Genomic DNA, 24,882 nt, shown 5'->3' with positions numbered 1-24,882 from the left:
GCCTGCGGGCCTTGGTCGCGACGTTCGACCAGCCGGTCGACGACGACATCGCCCTGGTCGCGCTCGGCATCCCCGCCTGACCGCCTCGTCCGTTCAGGCGTCTGCCGGGGCGAAGATCGGCGGGAGGCTCCGTACGGCGGCGTCCAGCTCGAGCAGCGCCGTACGGAGCCGCTCGTGCGGCGACGGGCCTGGCGCGGCGGGCGCCGGTGCGGGCGGGCGGGGCGGGGTGAGGGGGCGGCGGCCGACGGCCAGGCGGGCTCGGGTCAGGTCGGCGGTGACGGCGGCGTTCAGGCGGACGATGTCGGGTGTCGTGAGCGTCTGGCCCGTTTCGGCCGCGCATCGGGCGATGGTGTGGACCGGCGCGGCGCACCGGCGTACGGCGTCGATCGCGTCGGCGGGATGGGGAACGGCGCGGCGGCGGAGCCGGCGGTGGGCGCGCAGCGGCCCGGCGATCTGCTCAAGCCGGTGCAGGCAGCCGTCGAACCTGGCCTGGTGATCGGCCAGGCGGCCCGGCTCCTGGCGCGCGGCCGCCAGGAACTCCCCCAGGGCGGCCAGGGCGTCGGCGGTGCGGCGGCGCAGCACGTCGATGGACCTGATCGGCAGGATCAGCCAGGACGCCGCGATGCCGAGTACGGCTCCGACGACGATCGCCTCGAGCCGGGTCGTGAGCAGGTCGGGGGCCGACTGGCCGAAGTAGCCGTACAGCAGGGACAGCGCGGCGGTGACGAATCCGGCCCAGTAGGCGTAGCCGGCGGGTCGCAGCCAGGTCGCGGCCGCGAGGACCGCGAAGATCACGGCGATGGAGCGGGTGTCGTGCGGGCCGAACGTACCCGCGATCATCGTGGCCGCGGCGGTGCCGGCCGCCGCGCCGGCGGTGCGCAGCACTCCCTTGTGGACGACGTCCGCGCGTCCCCGTGCCCCGCTGCAGACCACGAACGCGGTGAGCACCGACCACGCCCAGTGCTGCGGGAACAGCAGGTGGCCGGCGGCGAATCCCGCCCCGACCGCTCCGCCCATCTGCAGGCTCATGCGGGTGCTCGCCGAAAGCCGCCTGCCTCCGCCGGCCGGGGCGGGGGCCGGGGGGAAGGCGGCGGCCGGGCGCGTGATCCTCAGACGGTCCGCGGTCCACTGGGCGGTGAGGCCGCACAAGACGGCGATCAGGGCGACCAGTCCGGCCCACTTGTCCTGATCGTGGCCGGGGGCGAGGCCGCCCGGCGGCGTGACGAGTACCGCGATCAGCGGGAGCACGGCGAGGGTGCCGGCCTTGGTCGCCCGCGGGCCGAACCGGCGAACGGCGATCGTGGCGCAGATCAAGGCGGTGAACACCGTGTCGCCGGCGGTGGGATGGCGGGACATCAGCGCGGAGGTCTCGGCGGCCGCGACGGCCACCGGCGGCAGTACGGCCAGGGCAATGATCCGGTCGGATGGCGTGGTGCCGGGGCGGGTGCGGGACAGGGTCAGTGTCAGCGCGACCGCTTGGACGAGGATGACGGTGTGCAGGTGCTCGGCGTGCTCGAGCAACAGCGCCGCCGCGTACGCGGTGAGCGTCGCGGTCATCGTGACGGCGGTCGCCCGCAGCCCCGCCAGGCCGGGGTCCAGCCGCCGTATCCCTGTGAGGCCATGGGAAACGATACGCAGTGCGTACGACATCGACGCCGTTCTCCTTGATTCGCCCGGTGGCATGTCCGCCAAATAGTAAGTGATAGCGTAGCAATATGGGTGACAGGCAGGAGGAGGCGGAGCTACTCGACGGCGCCGCGCAGGTCCGTCAGGGCATGATCCGCCTCGGGCGGCGGCTGCGCGCCGAGCGTTCCCCCGAGGCGCTGAGCGTCAACAAGCTCGGCGTCCTGAGCCATCTGCACCGGCACGGCCCGGCCACCGCCGGTGAGCTGGCCGCTGCCGAGCACCAGCGGCCGCAGTCCCTCACCCGCGTCTTCGCCGAACTGGAGCAGGCGGGACTGGTCACCCGGATCCGCGACGAACGCGACCGCCGCCAGTCCGTGCTGGCCATCACCCCTGAGGGGACCGCCGCCCTGGCCGGCGACATGGCCGAACGCGACGCGTGGCTGGCCTCGGCGATGGCCGGGCTGTCGCCGACCGAACGCCAGGTCCTGCGGCTGGCCGGTGCGCTGATGGACCGGCTCGCCGACGACCCGCCCCACCCCGCGCGGCACCGCCCCGGTGCCGGATGACCGACCGACCACTCACCCCCGGGATCGTTCGATGCACTGGTCCGAACACGCCGTCTGGTGGCACGTCTATCCGCTGGGCTTCACCGGCGCCGAACGCCGGGCGCTCCCCCCGTCCGCGCCGCCGGTGCCCCGGCTGTCCCACCTGGCGAACTGGCTGGACTACCTCGTCGCCCTGGGCTGCAACGGGCTCGCCCTCGGCCCGGTCTTCGCCTCCGAGACCCACGGCTACGACACGGTCGACCACTTCCGCGTCGACCCCCGCCTCGGCGAGGAGGAGGACCTGCTGCGGCTCGTCGAGCAGGCGTCGGGGCGCGGGCTGCGGGTGCTGCTCGACGGGGTGTTCAACCACGTCGGCCGGAGCTTCCCCGCCTTCGCCGACGTCACCGCGCACGGTCCGCGCTCACGGTACGCCTCCTGGTTCCGCCCCACCCCCGGCGGCGGCCACCTGACCTTCGAGGGCCACCACCGTCTCGTCGCGCTGAACCACGACGAACCGGAGGTCGCCGACTACGTCACCGAGGTGATGACGCACTGGCTGGAGCGGGGCGTCGCCGGCTGGCGGCTCGACGCCGCGTACGCCGTGCCGCTGTCGTTCTGGCGCGCGGTGACCGAGCGGGTCCGCGCGCGTTTTCCCGGCGCGTGGCTGATGGGCGAGGTCATCCACGGCGACTACGCCGCCTACGTCACCGACGGCGGGCTGGACTCGGTCACCCAGTACGAGCTGTGGAAGGCGATCTGGAGTTCCCTGAACGACCGCAACCTGTTCGAACTGGCCTGGACTCTGGACCGGCACAACGCGCTGCTGGAGACGTTCGTCCCGTACACCTTCGTCGGCAACCACGACGTGACCCGCATCGCCAGCCGCCTGAGCGACGAACGCCACCTCGAGCACGCCCTGGTGATCCTGTGCACGGTCGCCGGGATCCCCGCGATCTACTCCGGGGACGAGCAGGCGTTCCGCGGCGTCAAAGAGGAGCGGGAGGGCGGCGACGACGCGATCCGCCCGGAGTTCCCCGGCGACCCGGCGGGCCTGGCCGGGCACGGCCACCCCTACTACCGGCTCCACCAGGACCTCATCGGCTTCCGCCGCCGGCACCCCTGGCTGGTCCGCGCCCGTACGACGGTGACGACCCTGACCAACACCACGATGGTCTACACGGCCGCCGACGGGGACCATGGCGTGACCGTCGCGCTGAACACCGCCGACGATCCCGCCGAGGCCGACCTGCCCGCCGGCGTCTGGCGGCACGCCGCCGGACCCGGGCGGATCGACGGATCGCGCGTGAGCCTGCCCGCGGCCGGCTGGGCGATCGCGACACGGGGCTGACGGAGCAGCGGAACGGCAAGCCGCGCTGACGGCCACGACACCGCTGACGGGCGGCCTCGCCGAGCGCGGCGGCCGCGTGTTCCGAGCGCCCGTCGAGGTGCTTCGGTCACGTCACATCGACCAAGCCCGCGCGGGCCTGGTCCGTCGCCGGGCTCGCGACGGCGAGGCAACGCCGTTCGGTGAGCGACGTGCAGCGGGGCCCCGGCCATCGGCCGGGGCCCCGCTGATCTGGTGCGAGCCGCGCGGGTCAGGCCCGCCGGCGGAGAGACCGCCTGGGCCGGTCCTGCCCGTCGATGAGGCGAAGCGGCTCAGCGAGCGGGTGATCGTCGGTTTCGGTCTCCTGGCGCGCCGGGTGCTGGGCGGCGTCGGCGACATCGTCGGCCAGCCCCGCGTGTTCGCTGTAGGCGCGCATCCAGCGCTTCTTCCAGACTGTGTCGATCTGCTCGGCCTCCATCGCGGTCAAGACCGCGCGGACGGTCGGCCAGCGCGGCACGGTCAGGCCGCGGAGCATCCGGTCGATGGTCGACTTGGACACCTTGGCCTGGCGCTCCAGGTCGCGGAGCGACAACTGACCGCCGAGCAGACGCTGCCCGCACACCTGGCGGCCGAACTCCGCCTGTGCCGGGCCGGGGACGGTGTTCCTCCCGGTCATCTTCTCCTCCTGCCGCAGGGGCTCGGGGAGGCCAGCGCCTCCCCGAGCATCGGCCGGTCAGAGGCCCTGCGGGCCGGTGGCCGGGGGCAGACCCGCGTCGCCGGGGCCGGCGAGCGGCTGGTCGTGCTCGGCCGCCGTGACGGGGCCGAACCGGAGGTGCTCGTGCTCCCTCGCCGGGACGGGCAGGCCGAACATCTGGGCGGCGACCTGCACGCTGATGTCGGCGACCAGCCCGATCGCGACGATCGCCGAACCGAGGCTGTAGCCGAACACCAGGAGCACGCTGACGAAGCCCATCACGCACGCGAGGATCGCGACCGTGCCCATGAGCTTCCAGACCGGGGACATCGGTGGAGAACTCCCGGACTGATTCATCCGGTTACCTCCCTTTCGTCTATGCCGTGGACAGGCTGTCGGGACTTGCGGAACCGGTGGTCCCGCGGGCCGGAGGTGTGTTTGGCGCCACACCTGCCGACTTAGCCGAATAGTGCATCAACCACCCGGCTTCGCGCAAAGGCCTTGAGTCGCCCGCGCGGGTCGGACTCCTGGCAGATTGGATCCATTCTCTGGCGCTGGACCGGTGTGGAACGCTCCAGAATGTCCTGATCCGTTTTGGGACAGTCTGCGTCGGCCGCGATAATCCTTCGCGGAATGAAGAAAGCGTTCTGACTTCTATACGACGCAGAACCATTAATGCGATGGCTTGCCGATGCCGTCGAATATGAGAACGGCGGCCTCCCGCGCCAACAGGAGGCCGCCATTTATCCCGACGCCTGTCCACGGCAAATAGACGAGTGGCTCGGGAAACCTCACCGGATCTATCGTGCGGCCGGCGAGTTCCGGTCCCCGAAGATTACTCCGGGCCCGCCGATGCCTGGCGCGTCGCACCATCTCCACACAAGGCGGACTTCACGGGACGCGAGCCGGACCGATCGTCACGGGTCGGCGAGCACCTGGCGGTCCCCCACCGGGCGGCGGCAGCAGGCTCCACAAGCCCGCCGTATGGATCGGACCGGCGTCTGCCTGCGGTGATGCCACCCGTCCGGTCGAGAGCCGGTACCGCTGCCGTCGAGATCGGCGTCGCCTCTCACCGGCGTCGACCGCGGCGCGGGCCGGGCACGAGTTCGCTGTCACCGGATCGAGTCCCCGAACTCGTCGAGCGTTCGCGGATCCGGCGCGGTCGCGCGCTTCGTTACAGCGGTATCGCCGCCGATCCCGTGATCGCGGGTCGAAGACGCTCGCGGCGTCGGCTGCCGGCCGGAGGTTCACGGCGACCTGCGGATAGAGGTCCGCCTGGGGAGCCGGGAAGGGGCCGTCGTCCGGGCCGCAGAGCTGCTCGCGGAGCCTGCGCTCGAGCTCGGCCCCTGCCCCGCAGCCGGTGCCACCGAGCCCGACGAACAGGGCGGGCTGGTGAAGCTTCGTCGATGCCTGCGGCCGGGGATCAGCGTCTCGCGCCGAACCCTGGCCAGGTGACGGCGCCTTCGGGGAGTCCTCCGGAGCCGGCAGCCACGTCCACGACTGCGATGGGCGGTCCTGGGCGCCCGGCTCCCACAACGAGCCTCGCAACCCGGCCGCACCAAGGGCTTCGGTGAGTACCGCGTACAGCGGCGCCTGCAGTATCGCCTGCTCGACAGGGTCGCGCCGTGCCGAGAAACCCTCGATGTCGACGGCGAGGAGCACGCTGCGGTTGAGATCCGGTTGCATCGTGCCCCTCCGAGGGAATCGCCGGTCGACGGTCCGGATGAGCAGGCGGCAGAGCATTCCCACGTGCCGCGACGCCGGCCGCGCCTCGCGGCCGCGGGAGCCCGGGCGAGGCCGCGACCTGGGAGGACGCCATCGATCAGCCACGACGTGGAGCAGCACGAAAGCCGCTCCCCACATCGTCTTCACGATGCCACCTCCCTTCCGGCATACTAGTGATCTAATTCTCATCTAATTAGACATGCGCCGTGAAACGTGCAGTCCTGCCGTCCCGCAAATAGCCACCTGGCTGATAGTCATAAGAACTACCCACCAAGGGCAAGCAAAAAACCGGCTGTGGGCCGACACGGGCCAGAATGACACGACATTGGGACGGCCGGAGACACAGAGGGACTGAGGGAGACGCCCTGAGACGGCGCGGCGGGATACTAATGTCGGGCGCGAGCCGAGCGTCATCGCAACCTTGCAAGGTGCGATGGAGCTCCTCTGTCGATGCGCAGGTATCCGGCGCTCGCCGACAGGCTGCGATCGAGGATCGCCGATCACGACGTGATGAAGTAATTCTCGGCGTGGCCACCTAATGGCTTCAACGGGCAATTTTCTGTCATCAATATTGCTCTCGAGTCGCTGACCGCGGACGCTCGCTACGATTAATTCTCGTAGCCGTCGATCCGCCGGTGCCGACCATTCAAGCACCGTCCCGAATCGCCTCCGAACAACGCGTCTTGGCCTGGGCCGGTCACGGGGCGTGCCCGCAGGTGGCCTCCGGAGGCAGGCTGAGCAGCGCGCTCGTGTCGCCCCGCTCGCGGCGCCGCCGGTGACACAGATGTCACCGTCACGAGACACCGCGGGCAGCGGTGCGTCGCCCTGGTCGGCTATCGACGGAACGGTGTCACAGGCGGTCGGGGTGCGGGGTGCCCGCGCCGCGGAGCAGGGTGTCCACGACGAGCGTCGCGAGGGTGTCGGTGTCCTTCTCGTCGCCGACCTGTGCGGCCTCGTGGATGAGGGCGTAGTAGACGCGGCGGGTCCAGGGGATGTCGACGTCGGCGCGCAGGACGCCCGCCTCCCGGGCCCGGCGGAACAGCCGCTCGCACGTGTCCCGTACATCGCCGTGCACGCGCGCCACCTCCGGGTTGGCCGAGGAGGCCCGGCTCATCGCGAACCCCCAGCTGGTCTTGACGCCGAGGACGTTCGCGGTCGTCTGGTAGAGGGCGACCAGCGGCGGAGCGGTGTCCGGGTGGGCGGCGTCCACCGCCGCGGCGAATCGCTGGGTGGCCCACACCGCCAGGGTGTCGATGAGTGCTTCGCGGGTGGCGAAGCGCCGGTGCACGGTGGTGCGGGCGACGCCGGCGGCTTCGGCGATCTGTTCCATCGTGGCCCCGGGATCGCGGCTGAGGGTGCGTTCGGCCGCCTCCAGGATCGCCGTCATCGTCCGCTCGGCGTCCGCACGAAGCGGACGGGTGCCGGCGGGTGTCGACTGCCGCTGTGTCTTCATGGGGAAAGCATACGGGAGCGTCACGGTTCGCTTCGGACTTGCATCATTCATGTTGCAAGTTGTAGCTTCATCGCGTCCTTGTTGATGCGACTAGTGACACCTCCTGAAAGGTTGGAACACGTGGAGCACACCCGCCTCGGCCGCAGTGGCCTTTCGGTGTCCCGACTCGTCCTGGGCACCATGAACTTCGGGTCGCGCACGTCCGAAGAGGACAGTCACGCGATCATGGACCGTGCGCACGAGCACGGCATCAACTTCTTCGACACGGCCAACTCGTACGGCGTGCAGCAGGGCGACGGCGCCACCGAGCAGATCATCGGCCGGTGGTTCGCCCAGGGCGGTGGCCGGCGCGACAAGACCGTGCTGGCCACCAAGGTCTACATTCCGATGGGCGACCGGCCCAACGACGGCGGGTTGTCCGCCCTGAACATCCGGCGCGCGTGCGAGGCGTCTCTCGAGCGCCTGCAGACCGACCACATTGACCTGTACCAGATGCACCACATCGACCGGAACACGCCATGGGACGAGATCTGGGAGGCGTTCAGCGTCCTTCGCCAGCAGGGCAAAGTGCTCTATTTCGGCTCCTCCAACTTCGCCGGCTGGCACATCGCCCAGGCGCAGGAGGCCGCACGGTCCCGGCACTTCCTCGGACTCGTCGCCGAGCAGTCCATCTACAACCTGATGAGCCGCTGGGCCGAGCTCGAGGTACTGCCCGCCGCGCGGCACTACGGGCTAGGCGTGATCCCGTACTCGCCGCTGCACGGCGGGGTGCTCAGCGGCGTCCTGCGCAAGCAGCGCGACGGGACCGCCGCCCGCAGCGGGTCGGGACTCTGGGCCGCCGCGTTGGCCGAGCAGCGGGATTCCGTCGAGGCGTACGAGAAGCTGTGCGCCGAGATCGGAGAGGACCCGGCCCACGTCGGACTGGCGTGGCTGCTCGCGCAGGACGGCGTGACCGGACCGATCATCGGCCCGCGGACGGCCGAGCAGCTCGACGGCTCGCTGCGCGCACTGCAGATCACACTCGACGGCGACATGCTCGCCACGCTGGACGAGCTGTTCCCGCCGCCCGCGCCCAACGGCGCCAAGCCCGCACCCGAGGCGTACGCCTGGTGATCACGCCTGGGCTCTGATCGTCGTACACCCGGCGTTCAGCGCCCGGCCCGTCGAAGGTGCCGTACCGCAGCGCCCGTGCCGGCGGTCATGCCGTCGTCGCGGCCGGGTCGGCCGCGGGCGCTCGATGGCACGGGCCGGTCCGCTCGGCGAGGACGTCCTCGTACACCCCGACCTTGTGGTTGATCAGGTCGAGGCAGCGGGTGAGGTCGGCGATCTGGGCGGTCACCCGCTCCTGATGCCGGCGCATCAGCGCGAGACGTTCCTCCTCGTTGCCGGCCCCTTCGCGGACCAGTTCGGTGTAGCGGCGGATCGCCGGCAGCGGCATCCCGGAGGCGCGCAGGATGATGCAGACGGTCAGCCAGTCCACGTCGTCCTCGCTGTAGACCCGGCGTCCGCCCGTCCCGCGCCGGACCGGTGAGACGAAGATGCCCTCGCGCTCGTAGAAGCGCAGCGCGTGCACACTCAGGCCCGTCCGCTCGGCGACCTGCCCGATCGTCAGGTCCGATGGGGTTTGCGGCATGTCGTCCAGCGTAAGGGCCGCCTCCGGCTCACGGGCCGCACCCGCGGGCGGGTGTTCGTCACCCATCGCCGCCCCGGCCCCTGGGCACTCTCCACTCAGCCGGCGTTGAACGCCTCCGCGACGGTCAGCGTGTCCTCGTACAGGTGCATGCGGACGATCCGGTTGTCCTCGACCATCAGGTGCATGGCCGCCGGTGTGGTGAACTCCTTCCCACCGGCCGCGACGGTGTGCGTGAAGACCGCCAGCAGCACCACGTCACCACCGTCGACGATGAAGCGCTCCAGCACGACCTTGCTCCTGCCGTGCGCGAAGTGCGGCCACATCTTGGTGAAGTACGGCGCGACCTCCTCCCGGCGGGTACGGCGCCCGGTCCAGGGCAGCGCGTCACTGCCGGGGACGTGCCAGTCGATCTCCTCGGCGAACAGTTCCTGGATGCCGTCGGGGTCCTGCCTGCCGAGGCGCTCCACGAACTTCTCGGCCACGGTCCGCGAGGTCTGAGTGTCTGTTGCCATCGTCCTTGTCCTGTCCAGCTGTCCCATGAGACGCTCCAATTTCTTGATGTAACTATTTTGGTTACATCGATGAGTGCGGGATGCGATCCCCTCGATCAGGGGAAGTCGACGGTCCGAGGTCAGGCGGCTTTCAAGACGTCCCGCAGCACGTCCTCCAGCGTGGTCTTGGCCAGCTCCCTGCGCAGGGCGGCCTCCACATCGTCGTACACGGCGGTCATTGCCGGCCCGATGCCGTGGCCCACGACGCACTCGGGGTCCGGTGTCGCGGGATGCAGGGCGAAGACCGGTCCCGGCTCGATCGCCTGGTAGACGTCGAGCAGAGTGATCGCCGCCAGGCCCCGCGCGAGCATCCAGCCCGCCCCCGCCCCCCGCCGTGAATCGGCCAGGCCGGCCTTGCTCAGCTTGGCCAGCAGGCGGCGGATCACCACCGGGTTGGTGTTGACGCTCGTCGCGATCTGCTCGGAGGTGGCGACCTCGTGGCCACGCCGCTGATACAGCCCGATCCACGTCAGGGCGTGTGCCGCGATGGTCAGTCTGCTGTTGGCGCTCACGCCGACTCCACCTCCCTCGATCCTGGTCGTAACCATAATTGTTACAACCGAATGCGCCAAATCCTGCGGGACCGGTCTCGTCAGCCCGCCTGGCGCGTGCACCCGGCCTTCTTCACCCACGGCGGGACGGGTGTACACCTCCGGCGAGCACTGCCCGATGTGCGCCGCGGCGCACGGCTGGGTGGGGCTGGGCCACATCGTGTACGCCAGTTCCTCCGAACAGCTCGCCGCGTGGCTGGGCGTGCCGCCGCCTCCCGTACGGACTCTGCCGATCAACGCGGTGGTGCCCGGCGTCGTCGTCGAGGGCCAGGTCCCCGAGCTCGCGGAGCGGGTACGGGAGCTGCACCGCCGGTTCCACGCCGCGCGGCACGCCTGAGCCCGGCCGGCGGGGAGCGTGTCAGCGGAAGTCGTCGAGGTGGTCGGCGACCCACTGGCGCAATGACCGCGGCGGGACGCCGGTGACGTCCTCGACCGTGGAGGTCAGGAGGGGCGGCGGGCCGGCGAGCATTGCGCCGTAGCCGTCGAGCAGTACGTCGGCGAAGGAGTCGGGGAACGTCTCATCGGCCAGCAGGCGCTGCCGGGCCTGCTCGCGGGTCAATTCCTCCCAGCGCAGCGGACGCCCCAGGACCTCGCCGATGACCCGGACCTGCTCGGCCTGGGTGAGCACCTCGGGGCCGGTGAGGGTGTAGGTCACGCCGTCGTGCCCGGGCCTGGTCAGGGCCCGGACGGCGACGGCGGCCATGTCGGCCTCGTGGATCAAGGACATGGGGAGCGTGCCGTACGCGCCGCGGACGACGTCGCCGGCCCGGATCTGGTCGGCCCACCACAGCGTGTTGACGGCGAAGGTGCTCGGCCGCAGCACGGTGGACTCGATGCCGCAGCCGTGGACGAGCTTGTCCTGCTCCTCGAACGGCAGGTCGGGGACGCCGCCCGTGCCCAGGAAGACCACGCGGCGGGCCCGCGTGGCGATCAGGTCCAGCACCGCGGGCAGTCGCTCGCCGCTGTGCAGCGGCCACAGCAGGAAGACCGCGTCGATTCCGGCGAGGCACGCGTCGAGGGTGGCGGGGTCGGCCAGGTCGCCGGGCGCGACCTCGACGCCTGCCGGGAGGCCGGCGGCGTGCGGGTCGCGGGTGACCGCCCGTACGGCGTGGCCGGCCTCCCGAAGCAGGGTGACGATGTGGCGGCCGACGTTCCCCGTGGCGGCGAAGACGAGGACCTTGGTGTCTGTCATGTCCCCGATCTCACCGCGAGGCCCCGGCGCCGCGACAGCCGGCGGGGTGGCATCGCCGGAAACCGTCATCGGGCCGGTGTCCCCGGACGGATGACGTCAACGCGGTAGACCGTCATCCGCGGTGCCCGGCGGTCCGGACGGACGCCGCCGGTGGCGTCAGACGGCGAAGACCTGCGCGTCGTCGGCGAACGCCTTGAACTCCAGGGCGTTGCCCGCCGGGTCGAGCAGGAACATCGTCCACTGCTCCCCCGGCTGCCCTTCGAAGCGCACGTAGGGCTCGATGACGAACGCGGTGCCCGCCGCCCGGAACCGTTCGGCCAGCCGGTGGAACTCCGGAACGGTCAGGATGAGGCCGAAGTGGGGCACCGGGACGTCGTGCCCGTCGACCGGGTTGTGCGCCCGCTCGCGGCGGCCGGGCACCAGGTGGGTGACGAACTGGTGGCCGTGCAGGTTCCAGTCGATCCAGCTGTCGGCGCTGCGGCCCTGCGCGCAGCCGATGAGCTCGCCGTAGAAGGTGCGGGCGGCGGCGAGGTCGTCGACGGGCACGGCCAGGTGGAAGCGCGGGATCGGGGAGTCCAGGGTGCTCATGGGCGGTGCGTCCTTCCGGGCGGGCGAACCGGGCGAATCCGGCATTGTCGGAATGTTAACATTCGCGCATGAGTCCCGATGAGGCCGGTGCGCTGCGCCCCGCGCGGCGGCGCGGCCTGGCCGACGAGGTCGCCGACCGCCTGCAGGAGGCGATCTTCAGCGGGGTCTACCCTCCGGGCGCGCGGCTGCGGGAGGTGGAGGTGGCCGCGGCGCTGCGGGTCAGCCGCGGGCCGGTGCGCGAGGCGCTGCTGCGCCTGGAGCGCGAGGGCCTGGTGCACAACGAGTGGCATCGCGGCGCCACGGTGATGTCCCTGTCGGCCCGCGACGCCGCCGAACTGCACAGTCTGCGCGCCGTCCTGGAGGACCTGGCCGTGCGATGCGCGGTCGAGCGTGCCGGCGACGAGGACCTGGCCGCCGTGGCGGAGGTCGCCGAGCGGATGGCGCGGGCCGATGACGCGCACACGATGGTGCGGCTGGACATGGAGTTCCACGACGCCGTGTACGCCGCGGCCGGGCACCGGCGCCTGCGGGCGGCGTGGGAGGCGATCCGCTCTCAGGTGCACCTGTTCCTGCTGACGCGGATCGGCCTGAGCGAGCCGGATTACCTCGGGCACATCCCCGAGGAGCACGGCCGGCTGGCCGCGGCACTGCGGGCGCGGGACGCCGAGACGGCGCTGCGGCTGTTCGCCGAGCACCGCCGGCACGCCTTCGACCTGCTCGCCGGCGAGGGCTGAGCCCTGCTCACCGGGGCGCAGACGCCTCGGTGAGGGCCGGGCGCAGGACGGCGGCCAGCAGTCCGGGGAAGCGCGCCTCCAGGTCGTCGCGGCGCAGGCTGACCTGGCGCTGCCTGCCATAGGGCTCGTTGCGGACCACTCCGGCCTCGCGCAGGGTCTTCAGGTGGTGCGACAGCGTCGATTTGGGGATCTCGCCGCCCACGGGCTGGCAGTTCGCGACCTCCAGGGGGCCCTCGGTGAGGCGGCAGGCGAGCTCCAGCCGTGCCGGGTCGCTGAGGGCGAACAGGACGTCGGTCAGGACCAGGTCCGCGGCGTCGGGATGGGGCATCTCCCGCGAGGATCCACTCATGGTTCGATAATAGTTGAACAGTTTGCGGGGCCGGGGTAGCCTCCAACAGTTCGATTTTCATGGAACGGTTTTGAGGAGCACCCGAATGGCCACAGTGCACGACCGCGCCCCGGCGACGGGCCGCGCCACCGGCCGGCGCCTGCCGCGCACCGCCGGGTTCTGGCTGCTCGGCGGCGTCCTGCTCACCTTCATGGCCGCCGCCAGCGCCCCCTCCCCCCTATATGTCGTCTACCAGCACGAGTGGCGGTTCTCGGCGACCATGCTCACGGCCGTGTTCGCCGTGTACGCCCTCGCCCTGCTGATCGCGCTGCTGACCGTCGGCGGCCTGTCCGACTTCATCGGCCGCCGGCCCGTCCTGGTGCTCGCGCTCCTGGCCGAGACGGCGGCCATGGCCCTGTTCCTGACGGCCGGCGACGTCGGGACGCTTCTGGTGGCCCGCACGCTGCAGGGCCTGGCGACCGGCACGGCCACCGGCGCCATCAGCGCCGGGCTGGTCGACCTTCAGCCCGGCGCCCGGCTGGGACCGCTGGTGAACAGCGTGGCGCCCACCCTGGGCTTGGCCGCCGGCGCCCTGGGCACCGGGGCATTGGTCCAGTACGCCCCGGCGCCGACCACCCTGGTGTTCGTCCTGCTCACCGTGGCGTTCCTGCTGCTGGCCGCGGCGGTGGCGTTCCTGCCGGAGCTCGTCTCGCCGCGCCCGGGCGCGCTGGCCTCGCTGCGCCCGCGAGCGTCGATCCCGGCCGGGGCCCGCGCGCCGTTCCTGGCGGCCCTGCCCTGCCTGATCGCGACCTGGGCGATGGGCGGGCTCTACCTGTCCCTGGGCGGCTCCCTGAGCGCCGGAGTCCTGCACGTGCGCAGCCACCTCGTCGGCGGCCTGGTCGTCAGCGCCCTCACCGGCGCGGGCGCCGTGGCCTCGACGCTGCTCCGCGACCGGACGCCGCAGCGGGTAATGATCGCCGGATCGGCCGCGCTCGCCGCCGGGACCGGCCTGACCCTCCTGGCGCTGGCCCTCACCTCCACCCCGCTGTTCTTCCTCGGCACGGCCGTCGCAGGCTGCGGATTCGGCGCCGCCTTCCTCGGGGCGTTCCGTTCCCTGGCCGCCCTGGCGGGCCCGGCCCAGCGGGCGGAGCTGTTCGCCGCGGTGTACGTGGTCAGCTACCTCGCCTTCAGCGTGCCCGCCGTCCTGGCGGGGCTCGCCGTCCCGTCCCTCGGCCTGCGCGCGACCGCGACCGTGTACGGGGCGATCGTCATCGCGCTGGCCCTGACGGCCGCGCTGTCCGGGGCCGTCAGGGCCCGGGCCGCCCGGACTGCGGTGCCGGTGACGGCCGCCGCCCCCTGCCCCGCCGGGAGCCGCCCCGCCGCCGGGTGACCCCGGATCGGCACCGCCGCGCCGACCCCGGCCAGGCGCGGCGGCCCCGGCGACTCCGGGAAGAACGGGCCGGAAGGCCTGGACGACTCGCCGTTGGTCACCACCCGGCACCCGCGTCTACCGGCGGGGCACGGCCAATCGCTTGCGTCGCGGCGCACGGCCGACAGGATCGGGGCATGAGCATCACCGCGCCGGAACGCGCCCTCGCCTCCCTGACCGGGTTGTCGGTCGGGGACGCCTTCGGAGACCAGTTCTTCCTCCTGGCCAACCGCGGGCTGAACCCGTGGGACGCGACCCCGCCGGGACCGTGGGCGTGGTCCGACGACACAGAGATGGCCTGCTCGGTCGTTGACGTGCTGATCCGCGACGGCCGTGTCGACCAGGACGCGCTGGCCGCGTCCTTCGCCGCCCGCCTGGACGTCGGCCGCCGCTACGGCGCGGGCACGCTCGAACTGCTGGAGAAGGTTCGCGACGGAGTGCCCTGGAGCGTCGCGTCGGCCGAGGGCTTCGGCGGGAACGGCTCGTACGGCAACGGCGCGGCCATGCGCGCCGCGCCGCTCGGCGCCTACTTCGCCGGCGACCTGAAACGTGCCGCCGCCGAGGCGGCCGCCTCGGCCGAGGTCACCCACGCCCACTCCGAGGGCGTCGCGGGAGCCGTGGCGGTCGCGGTCGCCGCCGCCCATGCCGCCGAGTCCGGGCCCGGCCTGTTCGACGCGGTGCTCGACCACCTGGCGCCCGGCTACGTCAGGCGAGGCGTGGAACAGGCCCGGAAACTGGAAGGCGCCACGGTCGAGCAGGCCGCGGCGCGGCTCGGCAACGGGTCCCGGATCACCGCGCAGGACACCGTGCCGTTCACGCTGTGGGTCGCCGCCCGGCACCTGGACGACTACGAGACCGCGGTACGCGGCTGCGCCGCCGCCGGCGGCGATATGGACACCACGGCGGCGATCGTCGGCGGTGTTCTCGGAGCGCGCGCCGGGGGCGTACCGGCCGACTGGCGGCGGCACCGCGAGCCGCTCCCGGACTGGCTCGGCCGGCCCGCCTGAGCCACTCCGTCCCTACGGGCGGGCGCGTCGTCCGGCCAGCACGATGGGCACCGTCAGGAACGCCGCGCCGGCGGTGAGCGGTGCCGCCGTGGTGGCGCCGCCCGCCGCTCCGGCGGCGATCGCGACGACCGCGGGCACGACGGGCTGGGCGATGCCCCACGAGGAGCCGAAGAACGCGAACCACCGGGGCCGGTCGTCCTCCGGCGCGGCATCGGCGATCATCGCCGGCCAGCGTCCCAGCAGCAGGCCGCCGACCGCCGACCAGGCGAGGTAGGCCGTCACGGTCACGGCGAGGCCGTGGGCGACCGCCATGAGCAGGGCGAGCAGGCCCAGCAGCGCCGAGCCCGCCCCCAGGACCACCGTGTGCGCGCGGTGCTCCAGCCGCCGGCGTGCCAGGTGCGCGGTGAGCGGGGCGGGCAGGGCCGCGCCCGTCATGGCCAGGCCGGGAAGCCAGTGCGGCGCGCCGCGCTGCAGGAGGATCAGCGGCAGGAACATCACGACCGCCAGGTGGCCGTAGGCGAAGGCCGTGCCCGCGACCGTCGAGCGCAGCAGTGGCGGCGGCCGTCGCGGCTTCCGGCGTCGTACCGTGGCGGCCGGGCGTGGGGACGCTCCGCCGGGGAGCGCGGCGGTCGACGCCGCGGCCGCCAGGCAGGTCAGCGCGTCGGCGGCGATCAGCCATCGCACGCCCAGTGGGAGCAGGATCGCGGCCAGCAGGCCGCCGACGGCCCCCGCCGCCGCGAGCGAGGTGCCCAGCAGCGCGTAGGCGCCCTGGCGCTGCCCGCCGGAGGTCACCCGGGCCAGGAGCTCCTGGCTCGCGGGCTCGTAGATCTCGAACGCCAGCCCGACCAGTGCGGTCGCGGTGAGTGTCTGCGCCGGTGTGCGGGCGGCCGCCAGCGCCAGCAGCGCGGCCCCGGTCGCCGACAGTCCCAGCGCGATGGTCGCGCGCGGGCTCAGCCGCTCGAGCAGCAGCCCTCCGCTCCACCGCGAGACCAGGGCGGCGACCCCGAAGACGGCCAGCGCCGCCGGTGCGAGCCGCGGCCCGGCCAGCACGGCCAGGAACGCCAGCGCGTAGGCCCCCAGCTGGTTGAGGATCCGGACGCCGACCAGCGCCTTGGCCGCGCGCGGCAACGCCTCCGCCACCGTCCCCCCATCCTCGTGCTCGACCGCGCGGCATCCTGCCATGGGCCACCGACACAGGTGTGCCCGCACCCGGGGAGGACCCCGCAGAGCGAGCCGGGTGCGGGCACACCTGTACCGGCGCCGGGAGGACGGCGTACGAGGCGTGGTGAGGGGGCGGCGTAGCGCCGAGGGGGGCGCTCGCCGCCGGTCCGTGGGTCAGAGCACCCAGAGGTCGTAATTGGTCCAGGTGCCGCCGTCGCACTGGTACTTCGACCAGGAGCCGTTGTTGATGCCGCGGTTGCCGACCTCGATGCAGTCGCTGGCCCAGAAGTAGTTGTCGATGTACCGCCAGCCGGGACCCGGCGGGTCGCTGCAGGGGTGGGTGCACTTGACGGTGACGGTCCCGTGCGGCGCGGGCGTGGCGGCGCTCGCGGGGGACGCGAGCGCGACGCCGGCGGCCAGCGCGCCGGCGACGGCGGCCGTCGCGATGAGATTCCGTGGTCTCATGAAGCGGACCCTTTCGTTTCCGGGGAACTTCGCCTCGACGTTATGGGCGGCCCCGTACCGAGGTATTGAACGAATGCGAAGGACCGGCCCCGTCCCGATCGCCGAGGGCGGCCGACCCGCGCGACGTGGTGGTCGCGGCGGCGTGTTCGGCGCGGAACGCGGTCGGCGTGCAGCCCGCCAGCCTGCGGAAGTCCCGGTTGAAGTGGGCCTGGTCGGCGTAGCCGCACACGGCGGCCACCTGCGGGAGCGTCGCGCCCGGGGATCGGGTGAGCAGCCGCGCGGCCCGCTGGAACCGCAGGATGCGGGCCATGGTCTTGGGCGGCAGGCCGATCTGCTCGCCGAAGCGCATCTCCAGGTAGCGGCGGGTCACGCCGATCTCCTCGGCGACCGTGCCGATGCCGATCGCTCCGGCGGTCCGGCGCAGGAGCCGCCAGGCGCGCAGCACCGCCGGAGCCGGCTCCGGCCCGGCGCGGAACCAGGCGGGCAGCAGGTGGTCCAGCAGCGCGAACCGCGTGGCCCAGTCCGGTGCCTGCCACAGGCGTTCGGTGAGCTGTTCGCAGCGGCGGCCGAGCAGGTCGGCCAGGTCGACGGTGGTGTTGGACAGCTCCCGCATCGGCATCCCGAACAGCGCGTACGCTCCGGGCGGCGTGAGCTCCACGGCCATCCCCCGGTGGTGGCCCTGCTGCTCGAACAGCACGGGACCGTCGTGCAGGCCGGTGACGTGAGACGCCTGGACCCGCGCCGGCGTGGGCGTGGTGATCAGCCGCACCGAGGCGGTGAAGTCGATGAACAGCACGACCGCGCACGTCGGCACGGCACGGCCGTTCAGCGGCCGGGCGGTCTCCACGCGCAGACCCGCGTAACCGGAGACGTGACCGCGCAGGGCCGGCCCGGGCCGTGCCACCACCATCCTCGGCTCGGGCCGTGGGTCGCGGCACTCCAGCATGACTCCCCCGACGCCATTCACCATCGACCGCCTTTCCGTACGGCTCCCGGCCCAGTCTTCCCGCGGACCTGCCGACCGGGGATCCGGGAAATCTCGTAATCGGGAACGGGAAAGCGAACGCCGCCGGCGGGTGATACCGATGTGACCGCCATCCGCGCCATGGAAAGGCACCACATGACAGGGGATCCCCCGCCCGACCCGGTCGAGCGTTTCGATGAGGTCTTCGACGCCTATTTCGCCGAGATCCACCGGTACGCGGCCAAACGGCTCGGTCCGGACGCCGCCGCCGACGTCGCGGCGCAGACGTTCCTGGAGGCGTTCCGGGGGCGTCGGCGTTATGACCCGATTCGCGCGAGCGTGCGCACCTGGCTGTACGGGATCGCGACCAAGGTGGTCGGCAAGCATCAGCGGGCTGAGACGCGCGCGCTGCGGGCGCACGCTCGTCTCAGCCCGGGCCGGGGTACCGAAGAGCACACCGAACGGGTCGATTCGCGGGTCAGTGCCGAGGGGCTGCGCGGCCGGCTTGCCGGGGCGATCGCGTCGCTGCCGCGCGGGCAGCGCGACGTGCTGCTGCTCGTGGCGCTGGCCGATCTCAGTCACGACGAGGTCGCGGCGGCGCTGGGGATCTCCTATGGCACGGTCGGCTCCCGGCTGAACCGTGCCCGAACCACACTGCGCAAGGCGTTGGGCGGGACCAATCCGATGCTCACGTTGGAGGAACAGCATGGATGAGATGCGGATGGTCCGGGACTTCTACCCCGAGCCCGCTCCGCCCACCGCCCAGGACATCACCCGGGCGAAGGCACTGCTGAGCGAGTCGTCGCGCCGTTCACTGCCCCGGCTGCGGTGGGGGCTGGGCGGCGGCCTGGTCGCGGTCGGCGCGGCGGCGGCCGTGGCGATCACCCTCGCCGGGGGGAACACCTCCGGTGGGGGGAACACGCCCGCGTCGCCCGGCCCGGTGAACCTGGACGCCAAAGGGGCGGTCCTGGCAGCGGCGCAGAAGGCCGAACAGCAGCCGACCGGCAACTACTGGCACACCGACGTCGTCGCGGGCCAGTCCTACATCATGCGCCCCGCCACCGGGACGTACGCGATCACCGCTGCGGCCGACGAGACGTTCAACTGGTCCGGCGCGAAACCCGGCATGGGAGAGGCCTACTACGGCCGCGACCTGCCGGCCCACCCGCTGACCGAACAGGACGCGGCACTGTGGCGCAAGGCCGGGTCACCGTCGAGCTTCCACGTCTGGTCGGGCGACCACTACTACACCTACCCCGCCAAGGCGACGAAGTGGACCGCGAGCGGTCCGAACGTCGGCATCGACCCTCATGGCGGCGGGAATTACATGGGCAAGTCGGTGAAGGACCTACAAAACCTGCCGACCGACCCGGCCGCACTCGCTGCGATGTTCCTGAACGATACGGAGACGAACAGGGCGCTGGGCGCTCGGCCGGGGAGGAAGCTGTCGCCCGAAGCGGAACGACGCTTCAAAGAGGCCGCGCCCAAGCTGAAGATCTCCAAGGTGGCGGGGATCTTGAGCGGCCCGGTCCAGCCCAAGGCACGGGCCGGCCTGATGCGGGCGCTGGCCACCCAGCCGGGCATCCACGCGATCGGCCACGACACCGACCCGCTGGGCCGCCGGGGGATCGCACTGGCCTCCGACGACAGCGCCTTGACGGTCACCGGCGAGTACGGCGGGCCAAAGGCCGAGCAGGGGACCTACCGCTGGCGCGTGGTGGTCATCTTCGATGAGCACACCGGCGCGGTGCTGTCCCGGCAGAACGAGCTGACCACGCCCGGCGGCCCGTACTCGGAGATGAAGCCGGGCTTCGTCATCGAGTACCAGGCCTACCGCTCGACGGGCTGGTCCGATGCCAAACCCACCCCCTCGCCCGAGCTGCCGTCGTTCGGCTGACCCTTTGGCCGGGCCCGGACGCAGTCCGGGCCCGGCCAAAGGCTGCGGCCCTCAGACGAGGGTCGTGTACAGGTCGTGGGTGCGGCGGGCGATGTGGGACCAGGAGAAGTGCTCGATCGCCCGCCGGCGGCCCGCCTTCCCCATCGCCGCGGCGCGTTCGGGGTCGGCGACGAGGGCGCCCACGCGCTCGGCGAGGTCGGCGACGAAACGGTCCGGGTCGACGGGCGTGCCGGTGCCGTCCGCGGCCTGCTCGATCGGCACGAGCAGGCCCGTCTCGCCGTCGGCGACCACCTCGGGGATGCCGCCGGTGGCGGTGGCGACGACCGCCGCCTCGCAGGCCATGGCCTCCAGGTTGACGATGCCCATCGGCTCGTACACCGACGGGCAGACGAACACGCTCGCGTGGCTGAGGATCTGCACGACCTCGGGGCGCGGCAGCATCCGGGTGATCCACACGATCCCGTCGCGTTCGGCGCGCAGCGCGTCGACGAGCCCTTCGACCTCCGCGGAGATCTCGGGGGTGTCGGGGGCGCCGGCGCACAGCACGAGCTGGGCGGCCGGGTCGAAGGACCGGGCGGCCCGCAGCAGGTAGGGCAGCCCCTTCTGGCGGGTGATGCGCCCGACGAACACCACGGAGGGGCGGCTCGGGTCGATGCCGTGCCGGGTGAGGACGTCGGTGCCGTGGTCGGGGGCGTACTCGTCGGTGTCGATGCCGTTGTGCAGGACGGTGACCCGGCCGGGGTCGATGTCGGGATAGCAGGTGAGCACGTCGCGGCGCATGCCCTCCGAGACCGCGACGATCGCGTCGGCGGCCAGCAGGGAGGTGCGCTCGGCCCAGGAGGAGATGGCGTAGCCGCCGCCGAGCTGCTCGGCCTTCCAGGGCCGCAGCGGTTCGAGGCTGTGGGTGGTGACGACGTGCGGGATCCCGTGCAGCAGCTTGGCGATGTGCCCGGCGAGGTTGGCGTACCAGGTGTGGCTGTGCACCAGGTCCGCTCCCCCGGCTCCGGCGGCGATCTCCAGGTCGACGCCGAGGGTCTGCAGTGCCGCGTTGGCATGTTCCAACCCGCCGGGGACGCGGTAGCCGGTCACGCCGGGCTCGGCGCGGTCACCGCCGAAACAGTGGACCCGCAGGTCGCACAGATGCCGGAGCTCCCGGGCCAGGTGCTCGACGTGGACGCCGGCTCCGCCGTAGACGTCCGGCGGGTATTCGCGAGTGAGCAGATCGACGCGCATGCCCGGCAGCGTATGTGAAATATGCCCGCTCGTCCTGTTTTATTGCTGGTGAGGGGGCTAAGGTCCACGACATGGCGAGACCTCATGTCCTGGCGATGGTACTGGCGGGCGGCGAGGGCAAGCGGCTGATGCCGCTGACGGCCGACCGGGCCAAGCCTGCCGTGCCCTTCGGCGGAATGTACCGGCTGATCGACTTCGTACTGTCCAACCTGGCGAACGCCGGGTACCTCAAGATCGTCGTGCTCACCCAGTACAAGAACCACAGCCTGGACCGGCACGTCTCGCGCACGTGGCGGATGTCGACCCTTCTGGGCAACTACGTGACGCCCGTCCCGGCCCAGCAGCGCCTGGGGCCGCGGTGGTTCGCCGGCTCGGCCGACGCGATCCTGCAGAACTTCAACCTCATCGAGGACGAGCGGCCCGACCACGTCATCGTCTTCGGCGCCGACCACATCTACCGCATGGATCCACGGCAGATGGTGGACCAGCACATCGCCTCCGGCGCCGGGGTCACCGTCGCCGCGATCCGCCAGCCACTGGCGCTCGCCGACCAGTTCGGGGTGATCGAGACCGGGCCTGACGGCGTCACCATCGCGGCGTTCCGGGAGAAGCCCAAGGACGCGATCGGCCTGCCCGACGCGCCCGACCAGGTCTACGCCTCCATGGGCAACTACGTCTTCGACACCCAGGTGCTGATCGACGTGGTGAAGGAGGACGCGGCCGACGTGTCCAGCAAGCACGACGTCGGCGGCAACATCATCCCCCGGCTCGTCAAGGCCGGCCGCGCGCAGGTGTACGACTTCGCCGACAACGAGGTGCCCGGCTCGACCGACCGCGACCGCGGCTACTGGCGCGACGTGGGGACCCTGGACGCCTTCTACGAGGCCCACATGGACCTGATTTCGGTCCACCCGGTCTTCAACCTCTACAACCGCGACTGGCCGATCTACACCGGCCATGACCCGCTGCCGCCGGCCAAGTTCGTCTTCAACGAGGAGGGCCGGCGCGGCTACGCGACCGACTCGATCGTCTCCCCCGGCGCCATCCTGGCGGGCGGGATGGCCGAGCGTTCCATCCTGTCGCCCGGCGTCCAGCTGGACGCCGGCGCGGAGGTCCACGACGCGGTCCTGATGGACTCCGTACGGGTCGGGCGCGGCGCCGTCGTCCGGAACGCCATCATCGACAAGAACGTCGTGATCCCCGACGGCGGGCGCATCGGTGTCGATGAGGACTACGACCGGGCGCACTTCACCGTGACGGACAGCGGCGTCCGGGTCCTGGGCAAGAACCAGGTCGTGCCGCGCTGACGGCTGGCTAGGGCCTGTCTCGGGGCGGGACTTCGAGACAGGCCCTAAGGCCGGCCCGCCGGGTCCTCGGTCATGAACTCCGTGATCAGGTCCGCCGGGTTGGCCGCCGCGGTGAGCGCGAACATCGCGTCGGGGTCGAACATGTCGTAGAGGATCACCGGCAGGGGTCGTCCCAGGGCCGCGACGATGTGCCCGCCGGTGTGGAGCCCGCGCGCCACGTCGACGCACAGCTCGTGGAACCGCCGGTCGAGCAGCTCATCGCGCCGGTCGATCTCCTCTGCCGTCAGCTCGTCGTCGTCTTCGTACCACAGTCCCTCGGCCGCCGCCTCGCGCCGATGCGCCTGCGCGCCCGCCGGGTCGTGTTCGGGATCGTGACCGGCGACGCGGACGCCCTCCAGCCCGGACGGCGGGAAGTAGGCGTAGCTCCAGCGGGCCTCCCACGCCTCCGACGGGCCCAGCGTCGCCAGCAGCCGCCGCACCTCGCCGTCGGTGTTGTAGCCGATCGCCAGGTACGGGAACCGGGGATCCTGATCGACGCTGTCGATCCGGAACGTGACGGTGTAGATGTCGGGCACCGTCTCCGGCGGAAACTCCGCCAGTGCGCGCACGGCGGCTCGCTCGATGTGCTGCCGGAACGTTTCCACTGCTCTCCTCGACTCCCGGGAACCCTAGCGGGCCGGTGACTCACTCGGGGCGCAGGGCGGCCAGCTGCTCCTCGAACGGCACGACGGGCTCGGCCGCGGGGGCGGCGGCCGGGCGGCCTGCCATCAGCGCGGCCAGCTCGTCCGCCGCGCGGGTGATCCGGGCCGCCAGGTCGCCGGTGCGCTCCTCGCCGGCCGAACCCCAGTCCTCCGACGCCGCGTACACCGCCGTGGGGACCACGACCGCGCGCAGGTAGGCGAACAGCGGCCGCAGCGCGTGCTCGAGAGCGAGCGAGTGGCGGGCGGTGCCGCCCGTCGCGGCGATCAGGACGGGCGTGCCCGCGAGGGCGTCGGGGTCGAGCACGTCGAAGAACGACTTGAACAGGCCGCTGTAGGAGGCCGAGAAGATCGGGCTGACCGCGATCAGGCCGTCCGCGGCGGTGACCGCCTCGAGCGCCGTACGCAGCCGGGCGCCGGGGAACCCGGTGACCAGATTGGAGGCGATGTCGGTGGCCAGGTCGCGCAGTTCGATCACGGTGACCTCCACCGGGCGGGTGCCCTCGGCCAGGTGCTCGCGGGCCGCCTCGGCCAGGCGGTCGGCCAGCAGGCGGGTGGAGGAGGGCGTGCTCAGGCCGGCCGAGACGGCCACGAGGCTCAGCGGGCTCACTTGGCCGCCTCCGCCAGGGCCTCGGCGCCGCGGGCGGCGAGCAGGGAGGCATGGGTGGGGGCGTCGGGGACCTCGGCGGGCCGGCCCTCGGCGAACTCCCGGCGAAGTACCGGGATGACCTCCTCACCGAGCAGGTCCAGCTGCTCCAGCACGGTCTTGAGCGGCAGCCCGGCGTGGTCGACGAGGAACAGCTGACGCTGGTAGTCGCCGAAGTGCTCGCGGAAGGTCAGGGTCTTGTCGATGACCTGCTGCGGGCTGCCGACCGTCAGCGGCGTCTCGTCCGTGAACTCCTCCAGCGACGGCCCGTGCCCGTAGACGGGGGCGTTGTCGAAGTACGGACGGAACTCCCGTACGGCGTCCTGGGAGTTCTTGCGCATGAACACCTGCCCGCCCAGGCCGACGATCGCCTGCTCCGGCGTGCCGTGGCCGTAGTGGGCGTACCGCTCCCGGTACAGGCTGATCAGCCGCTGGAAGTGGTCCTTGGGCCAGAAGATGTTGTTGGCGAAGAACCCGTCGCCGTAGTAGGCGGCCTGCTCGGCGATCTCCGGGCTGCGGATCGAGCCGTGCCACACGAAGGGCGGGACATCGTCCAGCGGCCGGGGCGTGGAGGTGAAGGCCTGCAGCGGGGTGCGGAAGCGGCCCTTCCAGTCGACCACGTCCTCACGCCAGAGCCGGTGCAGCAGCGCGTAGTTCTCGATGGCGAGGGGGATGCCCTGGCGGATGTCCTGCCCGAACCACGGGTAGACGGGCCCGGTGTTGCCGCGGCCCAGCATCAGGTCGACGCGGCCGCCGGCCAGGTGCTGCAGCATCGCGAAGTCCTCGGCGATCTTCACCGGGTCGTTCGTGGTGATCAGCGTGGTGGCGGTCGACAGGATCAGCCGCTCGGTCCGCGCCGCGATGTACCCGAGCATCGTCGTGGGCGAGGACGGGACGAACGGCGGGTTGTGGTGCTCACCGGTGGCGAACACGTCCAGGCCCACCTCCTCGGCCTTCAACGCGATCGTCACCATCGCCTCGATCCGCTCATGCTCACTCGGCGTCCTGCCGGTGGTCGGATCGGGCGTGACGTCGCCGACCGTGAAGATCCCGAACTGCATGACCCACCTCTCCTGATTGAAAGTTCAACTATAGCGGCGAACGTACGGGCGCGGCCGTCGATTCCCTTCG

Annotated in this window: 28 protein-coding genes; 10 read left to right on the top strand and 18 right to left on the bottom strand. The window is 72.0% G+C overall.

The genetic code is table 11. The annotated features are described in order from the left end of the window. Positions 1–93: 93 nt before the first annotated feature. Positions 94–1,650, bottom strand: a complete 1,557-nt coding sequence (locus ACQP2O_RS27735) for an FUSC family protein (protein WP_433170017.1) — start codon at positions 1,648–1,650, stop codon at positions 94–96. Between the two features lie 65 nt (positions 1,651–1,715). On the opposite strand from ACQP2O_RS27735, the gene ACQP2O_RS27730 reads away from it, so the two are divergent. Both ACQP2O_RS27730 and ACQP2O_RS27725 read left to right on the top strand, forming a co-directional pair. Next, entirely contained in the window at positions 1,716–2,192 is a 477-nt protein-coding gene (locus ACQP2O_RS27730; protein WP_433170016.1) for a MarR family winged helix-turn-helix transcriptional regulator, read from the top strand. Positions 2,193–2,223: 31 nt separating this feature from the next. Then, on the top strand, positions 2,224–3,519 hold the full coding sequence (locus tag ACQP2O_RS27725; protein ID WP_433170015.1) for an alpha-amylase family protein: 1,296 nt from the start codon (positions 2,224–2,226) through the stop codon (positions 3,517–3,519). A 247-nt stretch (positions 3,520–3,766) separates the two neighbouring features. Here the strand turns inward: ACQP2O_RS27725 and ACQP2O_RS27720 are convergent, their stop codons facing one another. The 4 genes from ACQP2O_RS27720 to ACQP2O_RS27705 form a co-directional block, all read right to left on the bottom strand. After that, positions 3,767–4,171: a helix-turn-helix domain-containing protein gene (locus tag ACQP2O_RS27720; RefSeq protein ID WP_433170014.1), complete on the bottom strand. Its 405-nt coding sequence runs from the start codon at positions 4,169–4,171 to the stop codon at positions 3,767–3,769. Positions 4,172–4,228: 57 nt separating this feature from the next. Further along, the gene (locus ACQP2O_RS27715) at positions 4,229–4,519 is read right to left on the bottom strand and encodes a hypothetical protein (RefSeq protein ID WP_433170013.1); all 291 of its coding nucleotides are present in this window, start codon (positions 4,517–4,519) and stop codon (positions 4,229–4,231) included. A gap of 561 nt (positions 4,520–5,080) precedes the next feature. Beyond that, a complete protein-coding gene (locus ACQP2O_RS27710; protein WP_433170012.1) occupies positions 5,081–5,875 on the bottom strand; it encodes a hypothetical protein in 795 nt (264 codons plus the stop codon). An 889-nt stretch (positions 5,876–6,764) separates the two neighbouring features. Next, entirely contained in the window at positions 6,765–7,367 is a 603-nt protein-coding gene (locus ACQP2O_RS27705; protein WP_433170011.1) for a TetR/AcrR family transcriptional regulator, read from the bottom strand. 120 nt (positions 7,368–7,487) lie between these two features. Between ACQP2O_RS27705 and ACQP2O_RS27700 the strand changes: the two genes are divergently transcribed. Then, a complete protein-coding gene (locus ACQP2O_RS27700) occupies positions 7,488–8,480 on the top strand; it encodes an aldo/keto reductase (protein ID WP_433170010.1) in 993 nt (330 codons plus the stop codon). 85 nt (positions 8,481–8,565) lie between these two features. On the opposite strand, the gene ACQP2O_RS27695 is transcribed toward ACQP2O_RS27700, so the two are convergent. The 3 genes from ACQP2O_RS27695 to ACQP2O_RS27685 form a co-directional block, all read right to left on the bottom strand. Beyond that, positions 8,566–9,000, bottom strand: a complete 435-nt coding sequence (locus ACQP2O_RS27695; RefSeq protein WP_433170009.1) for a MerR family transcriptional regulator — start codon at positions 8,998–9,000, stop codon at positions 8,566–8,568. Positions 9,001–9,095: 95 nt separating this feature from the next. Further along, entirely contained in the window at positions 9,096–9,512 is a 417-nt protein-coding gene (locus ACQP2O_RS27690; RefSeq protein ID WP_433170008.1) for a nuclear transport factor 2 family protein, read from the bottom strand. Positions 9,513–9,631: 119 nt separating this feature from the next. Next, complete coding sequence (locus tag ACQP2O_RS27685) at positions 9,632–10,063, bottom strand: Rrf2 family transcriptional regulator (protein WP_433170007.1); 432 nt, start codon at positions 10,061–10,063, stop codon at positions 9,632–9,634. Between ACQP2O_RS27685 and ACQP2O_RS27680 the strand changes: the two genes are divergently transcribed. Then, positions 10,038–10,439 (top strand): hypothetical protein, encoded by a 402-nt coding sequence (locus ACQP2O_RS27680; protein ID WP_433170006.1) that lies wholly within the window; start codon positions 10,038–10,040, stop codon positions 10,437–10,439. The genes ACQP2O_RS27685 and ACQP2O_RS27680 overlap by 26 nt on opposite strands. A gap of 21 nt (positions 10,440–10,460) precedes the next feature. Here ACQP2O_RS27680 and ACQP2O_RS27675 read toward each other — a convergent pair whose 3' ends face one another. After that, complete coding sequence (locus ACQP2O_RS27675; RefSeq protein WP_433170005.1) at positions 10,461–11,294, bottom strand: NAD(P)H-binding protein; 834 nt, start codon at positions 11,292–11,294, stop codon at positions 10,461–10,463. A gap of 156 nt (positions 11,295–11,450) precedes the next feature. Then, a complete protein-coding gene (locus ACQP2O_RS27670) occupies positions 11,451–11,882 on the bottom strand; it encodes a VOC family protein (RefSeq protein WP_433170004.1) in 432 nt (143 codons plus the stop codon). A 68-nt stretch (positions 11,883–11,950) separates the two neighbouring features. Here ACQP2O_RS27670 and ACQP2O_RS27665 point away from each other — a divergent pair, with 68 nt between their 5' ends. After that, positions 11,951–12,616, top strand: a complete 666-nt coding sequence (locus tag ACQP2O_RS27665; protein WP_433170003.1) for a GntR family transcriptional regulator — start codon at positions 11,951–11,953, stop codon at positions 12,614–12,616. Between the two features lie 7 nt (positions 12,617–12,623). On the opposite strand, the gene ACQP2O_RS27660 is transcribed toward ACQP2O_RS27665, so the two are convergent. Beyond that, entirely contained in the window at positions 12,624–12,965 is a 342-nt protein-coding gene (locus ACQP2O_RS27660) for an ArsR/SmtB family transcription factor (RefSeq protein ID WP_433170002.1), read from the bottom strand. An 85-nt stretch (positions 12,966–13,050) separates the two neighbouring features. On the opposite strand from ACQP2O_RS27660, the gene ACQP2O_RS27655 reads away from it, so the two are divergent. Both ACQP2O_RS27655 and ACQP2O_RS27650 read left to right on the top strand, forming a co-directional pair. After that, positions 13,051–14,334 (top strand): MFS transporter, encoded by a 1,284-nt coding sequence (locus tag ACQP2O_RS27655; protein WP_433170000.1) that lies wholly within the window; start codon positions 13,051–13,053, stop codon positions 14,332–14,334. A gap of 176 nt (positions 14,335–14,510) precedes the next feature. Next, on the top strand, positions 14,511–15,380 hold the full coding sequence (locus ACQP2O_RS27650; protein ID WP_433169999.1) for an ADP-ribosylglycohydrolase family protein: 870 nt from the start codon (positions 14,511–14,513) through the stop codon (positions 15,378–15,380). A gap of 12 nt (positions 15,381–15,392) precedes the next feature. Here the strand turns inward: ACQP2O_RS27650 and ACQP2O_RS27645 are convergent, their stop codons facing one another. The 3 genes from ACQP2O_RS27645 to ACQP2O_RS27635 all read right to left on the bottom strand — a co-directional run bounded on the left by ACQP2O_RS27645 (position 15,393) and on the right by ACQP2O_RS27635 (position 17,976). Then, positions 15,393–16,520, bottom strand: coding sequence for an MFS transporter (locus tag ACQP2O_RS27645; protein WP_433169998.1), 1,128 nt, complete (start codon positions 16,518–16,520; stop codon positions 15,393–15,395). 195 nt (positions 16,521–16,715) lie between these two features. After that, positions 16,716–17,006 (bottom strand): hypothetical protein, encoded by a 291-nt coding sequence (locus ACQP2O_RS27640; RefSeq protein ID WP_433169997.1) that lies wholly within the window; start codon positions 17,004–17,006, stop codon positions 16,716–16,718. 40 nt (positions 17,007–17,046) lie between these two features. Then, positions 17,047–17,976, bottom strand: coding sequence for a helix-turn-helix domain-containing protein (locus ACQP2O_RS27635; protein ID WP_433169996.1), 930 nt, complete (start codon positions 17,974–17,976; stop codon positions 17,047–17,049). Between the two features lie 117 nt (positions 17,977–18,093). Here ACQP2O_RS27635 and ACQP2O_RS27630 point away from each other — a divergent pair, with 117 nt between their 5' ends. Together ACQP2O_RS27630 and ACQP2O_RS27625 are read left to right on the top strand one after the other, a co-directional pair. Then, the gene (locus tag ACQP2O_RS27630) at positions 18,094–18,684 is read left to right on the top strand and encodes an RNA polymerase sigma factor (protein ID WP_433169995.1); all 591 of its coding nucleotides are present in this window, start codon (positions 18,094–18,096) and stop codon (positions 18,682–18,684) included. Then, complete coding sequence (locus ACQP2O_RS27625; protein WP_433169994.1) at positions 18,677–19,867, top strand: hypothetical protein; 1,191 nt, start codon at positions 18,677–18,679, stop codon at positions 19,865–19,867. Before ACQP2O_RS27630 ends, ACQP2O_RS27625 begins: the two co-directional genes overlap by 8 nt. Before the next feature lie 51 nt (positions 19,868–19,918). On the opposite strand, the gene glgA is transcribed toward ACQP2O_RS27625, so the two are convergent. Next, positions 19,919–21,100 (bottom strand): glycogen synthase, encoded by a 1,182-nt coding sequence (glgA, locus tag ACQP2O_RS27620; protein ID WP_433169993.1) that lies wholly within the window; start codon positions 21,098–21,100, stop codon positions 19,919–19,921. A 71-nt stretch (positions 21,101–21,171) separates the two neighbouring features. Between glgA and glgC the strand changes: the two genes are divergently transcribed. Then, entirely contained in the window at positions 21,172–22,407 is a 1,236-nt protein-coding gene (gene glgC / locus ACQP2O_RS27615) for a glucose-1-phosphate adenylyltransferase (RefSeq protein ID WP_433169992.1), read from the top strand. Between the two features lie 44 nt (positions 22,408–22,451). On the opposite strand, the gene ACQP2O_RS27610 is transcribed toward glgC, so the two are convergent. From ACQP2O_RS27610 to ACQP2O_RS27600, 3 genes are read right to left on the bottom strand one after another with little or no spacing between them, the layout of a single operon-like run. Next, a complete protein-coding gene (locus ACQP2O_RS27610) occupies positions 22,452–23,051 on the bottom strand; it encodes a hypothetical protein (RefSeq protein ID WP_433169991.1) in 600 nt (199 codons plus the stop codon). Positions 23,052–23,091: 40 nt separating this feature from the next. Further along, a complete protein-coding gene (locus ACQP2O_RS27605) occupies positions 23,092–23,715 on the bottom strand; it encodes an FMN reductase (RefSeq protein ID WP_433169990.1) in 624 nt (207 codons plus the stop codon). Beyond that, the gene (locus tag ACQP2O_RS27600) at positions 23,712–24,812 is read right to left on the bottom strand and encodes an LLM class flavin-dependent oxidoreductase (protein ID WP_433190899.1); all 1,101 of its coding nucleotides are present in this window, start codon (positions 24,810–24,812) and stop codon (positions 23,712–23,714) included. The genes ACQP2O_RS27605 and ACQP2O_RS27600 overlap by 4 nt, the downstream gene beginning before the upstream one ends. Positions 24,813–24,882: the final 70 nt, after the last annotated feature.

It is taken from the genome of Actinoallomurus sp. CA-150999 (assembly GCF_050942425.1).
Lineage (GTDB): Bacteria > Actinomycetota > Actinomycetes > Streptosporangiales > Streptosporangiaceae > Actinoallomurus.
The sequence above is the reverse complement of the archived record's forward strand: the minus strand, read 5'-3'. Positions and strand labels throughout refer to the sequence as shown.

What these genes read in the sequence shown, in the direction of transcription:
- ACQP2O_RS27625 (WP_433169994.1), top strand. Translation starts at nt 18,677, where the DNA reads ATGGATGAGATGCGGATGGTCCGGGACTTCTACCCCGAGCCCGCTCCG.
- ACQP2O_RS27720 (WP_433170014.1), bottom strand. Translation starts at nt 4,171, where the DNA reads ATGACCGGGAGGAACACCGTCCCCGGCCCGGCACAGGCGGAGTTCGGC.
- ACQP2O_RS27730 (WP_433170016.1), top strand. Translation starts at nt 1,716, where the DNA reads ATGGGTGACAGGCAGGAGGAGGCGGAGCTACTCGACGGCGCCGCGCAG.
- ACQP2O_RS27695 (WP_433170009.1), bottom strand. Translation starts at nt 9,000, where the DNA reads ATGCCGCAAACCCCATCGGACCTGACGATCGGGCAGGTCGCCGAGCGG.
- ACQP2O_RS27640 (WP_433169997.1), bottom strand. Translation starts at nt 17,006, where the DNA reads ATGAGACCACGGAATCTCATCGCGACGGCCGCCGTCGCCGGCGCGCTG.
- ACQP2O_RS27600 (WP_433190899.1), bottom strand. Translation starts at nt 24,812, where the DNA reads ATGCAGTTCGGGATCTTCACGGTCGGCGACGTCACGCCCGATCCGACC.
- ACQP2O_RS27675 (WP_433170005.1), bottom strand. Translation starts at nt 11,294, where the DNA reads ATGACAGACACCAAGGTCCTCGTCTTCGCCGCCACGGGGAACGTCGGC.
- ACQP2O_RS27680 (WP_433170006.1), top strand. Translation starts at nt 10,038, where the DNA reads ATGGTCAGTCTGCTGTTGGCGCTCACGCCGACTCCACCTCCCTCGATC.
- ACQP2O_RS27660 (WP_433170002.1), bottom strand. Translation starts at nt 12,965, where the DNA reads ATGAGTGGATCCTCGCGGGAGATGCCCCATCCCGACGCCGCGGACCTG.
- ACQP2O_RS27650 (WP_433169999.1), top strand. Translation starts at nt 14,511, where the DNA reads ATGAGCATCACCGCGCCGGAACGCGCCCTCGCCTCCCTGACCGGGTTG.
- ACQP2O_RS27705 (WP_433170011.1), bottom strand. Translation starts at nt 7,367, where the DNA reads ATGAAGACACAGCGGCAGTCGACACCCGCCGGCACCCGTCCGCTTCGT.
- ACQP2O_RS27710 (WP_433170012.1), bottom strand. Translation starts at nt 5,875, where the DNA reads ATGCAACCGGATCTCAACCGCAGCGTGCTCCTCGCCGTCGACATCGAG.
- ACQP2O_RS27655 (WP_433170000.1), top strand. Translation starts at nt 13,051, where the DNA reads ATGGCCACAGTGCACGACCGCGCCCCGGCGACGGGCCGCGCCACCGGC.
- glgC (WP_433169992.1), top strand. Translation starts at nt 21,172, where the DNA reads ATGGCGAGACCTCATGTCCTGGCGATGGTACTGGCGGGCGGCGAGGGC.
- ACQP2O_RS27735 (WP_433170017.1), bottom strand. Translation starts at nt 1,650, where the DNA reads ATGTCGTACGCACTGCGTATCGTTTCCCATGGCCTCACAGGGATACGG.
- ACQP2O_RS27690 (WP_433170008.1), bottom strand. Translation starts at nt 9,512, where the DNA reads ATGGCAACAGACACTCAGACCTCGCGGACCGTGGCCGAGAAGTTCGTG.
- glgA (WP_433169993.1), bottom strand. Translation starts at nt 21,100, where the DNA reads ATGCGCGTCGATCTGCTCACTCGCGAATACCCGCCGGACGTCTACGGC.
- ACQP2O_RS27670 (WP_433170004.1), bottom strand. Translation starts at nt 11,882, where the DNA reads ATGAGCACCCTGGACTCCCCGATCCCGCGCTTCCACCTGGCCGTGCCC.
- ACQP2O_RS27665 (WP_433170003.1), top strand. Translation starts at nt 11,951, where the DNA reads ATGAGTCCCGATGAGGCCGGTGCGCTGCGCCCCGCGCGGCGGCGCGGC.
- ACQP2O_RS27635 (WP_433169996.1), bottom strand. Translation starts at nt 17,976, where the DNA reads ATGGTGAATGGCGTCGGGGGAGTCATGCTGGAGTGCCGCGACCCACGG.
- ACQP2O_RS27725 (WP_433170015.1), top strand. Translation starts at nt 2,224, where the DNA reads ATGCACTGGTCCGAACACGCCGTCTGGTGGCACGTCTATCCGCTGGGC.
- ACQP2O_RS27715 (WP_433170013.1), bottom strand. Translation starts at nt 4,519, where the DNA reads ATGTCCCCGGTCTGGAAGCTCATGGGCACGGTCGCGATCCTCGCGTGC.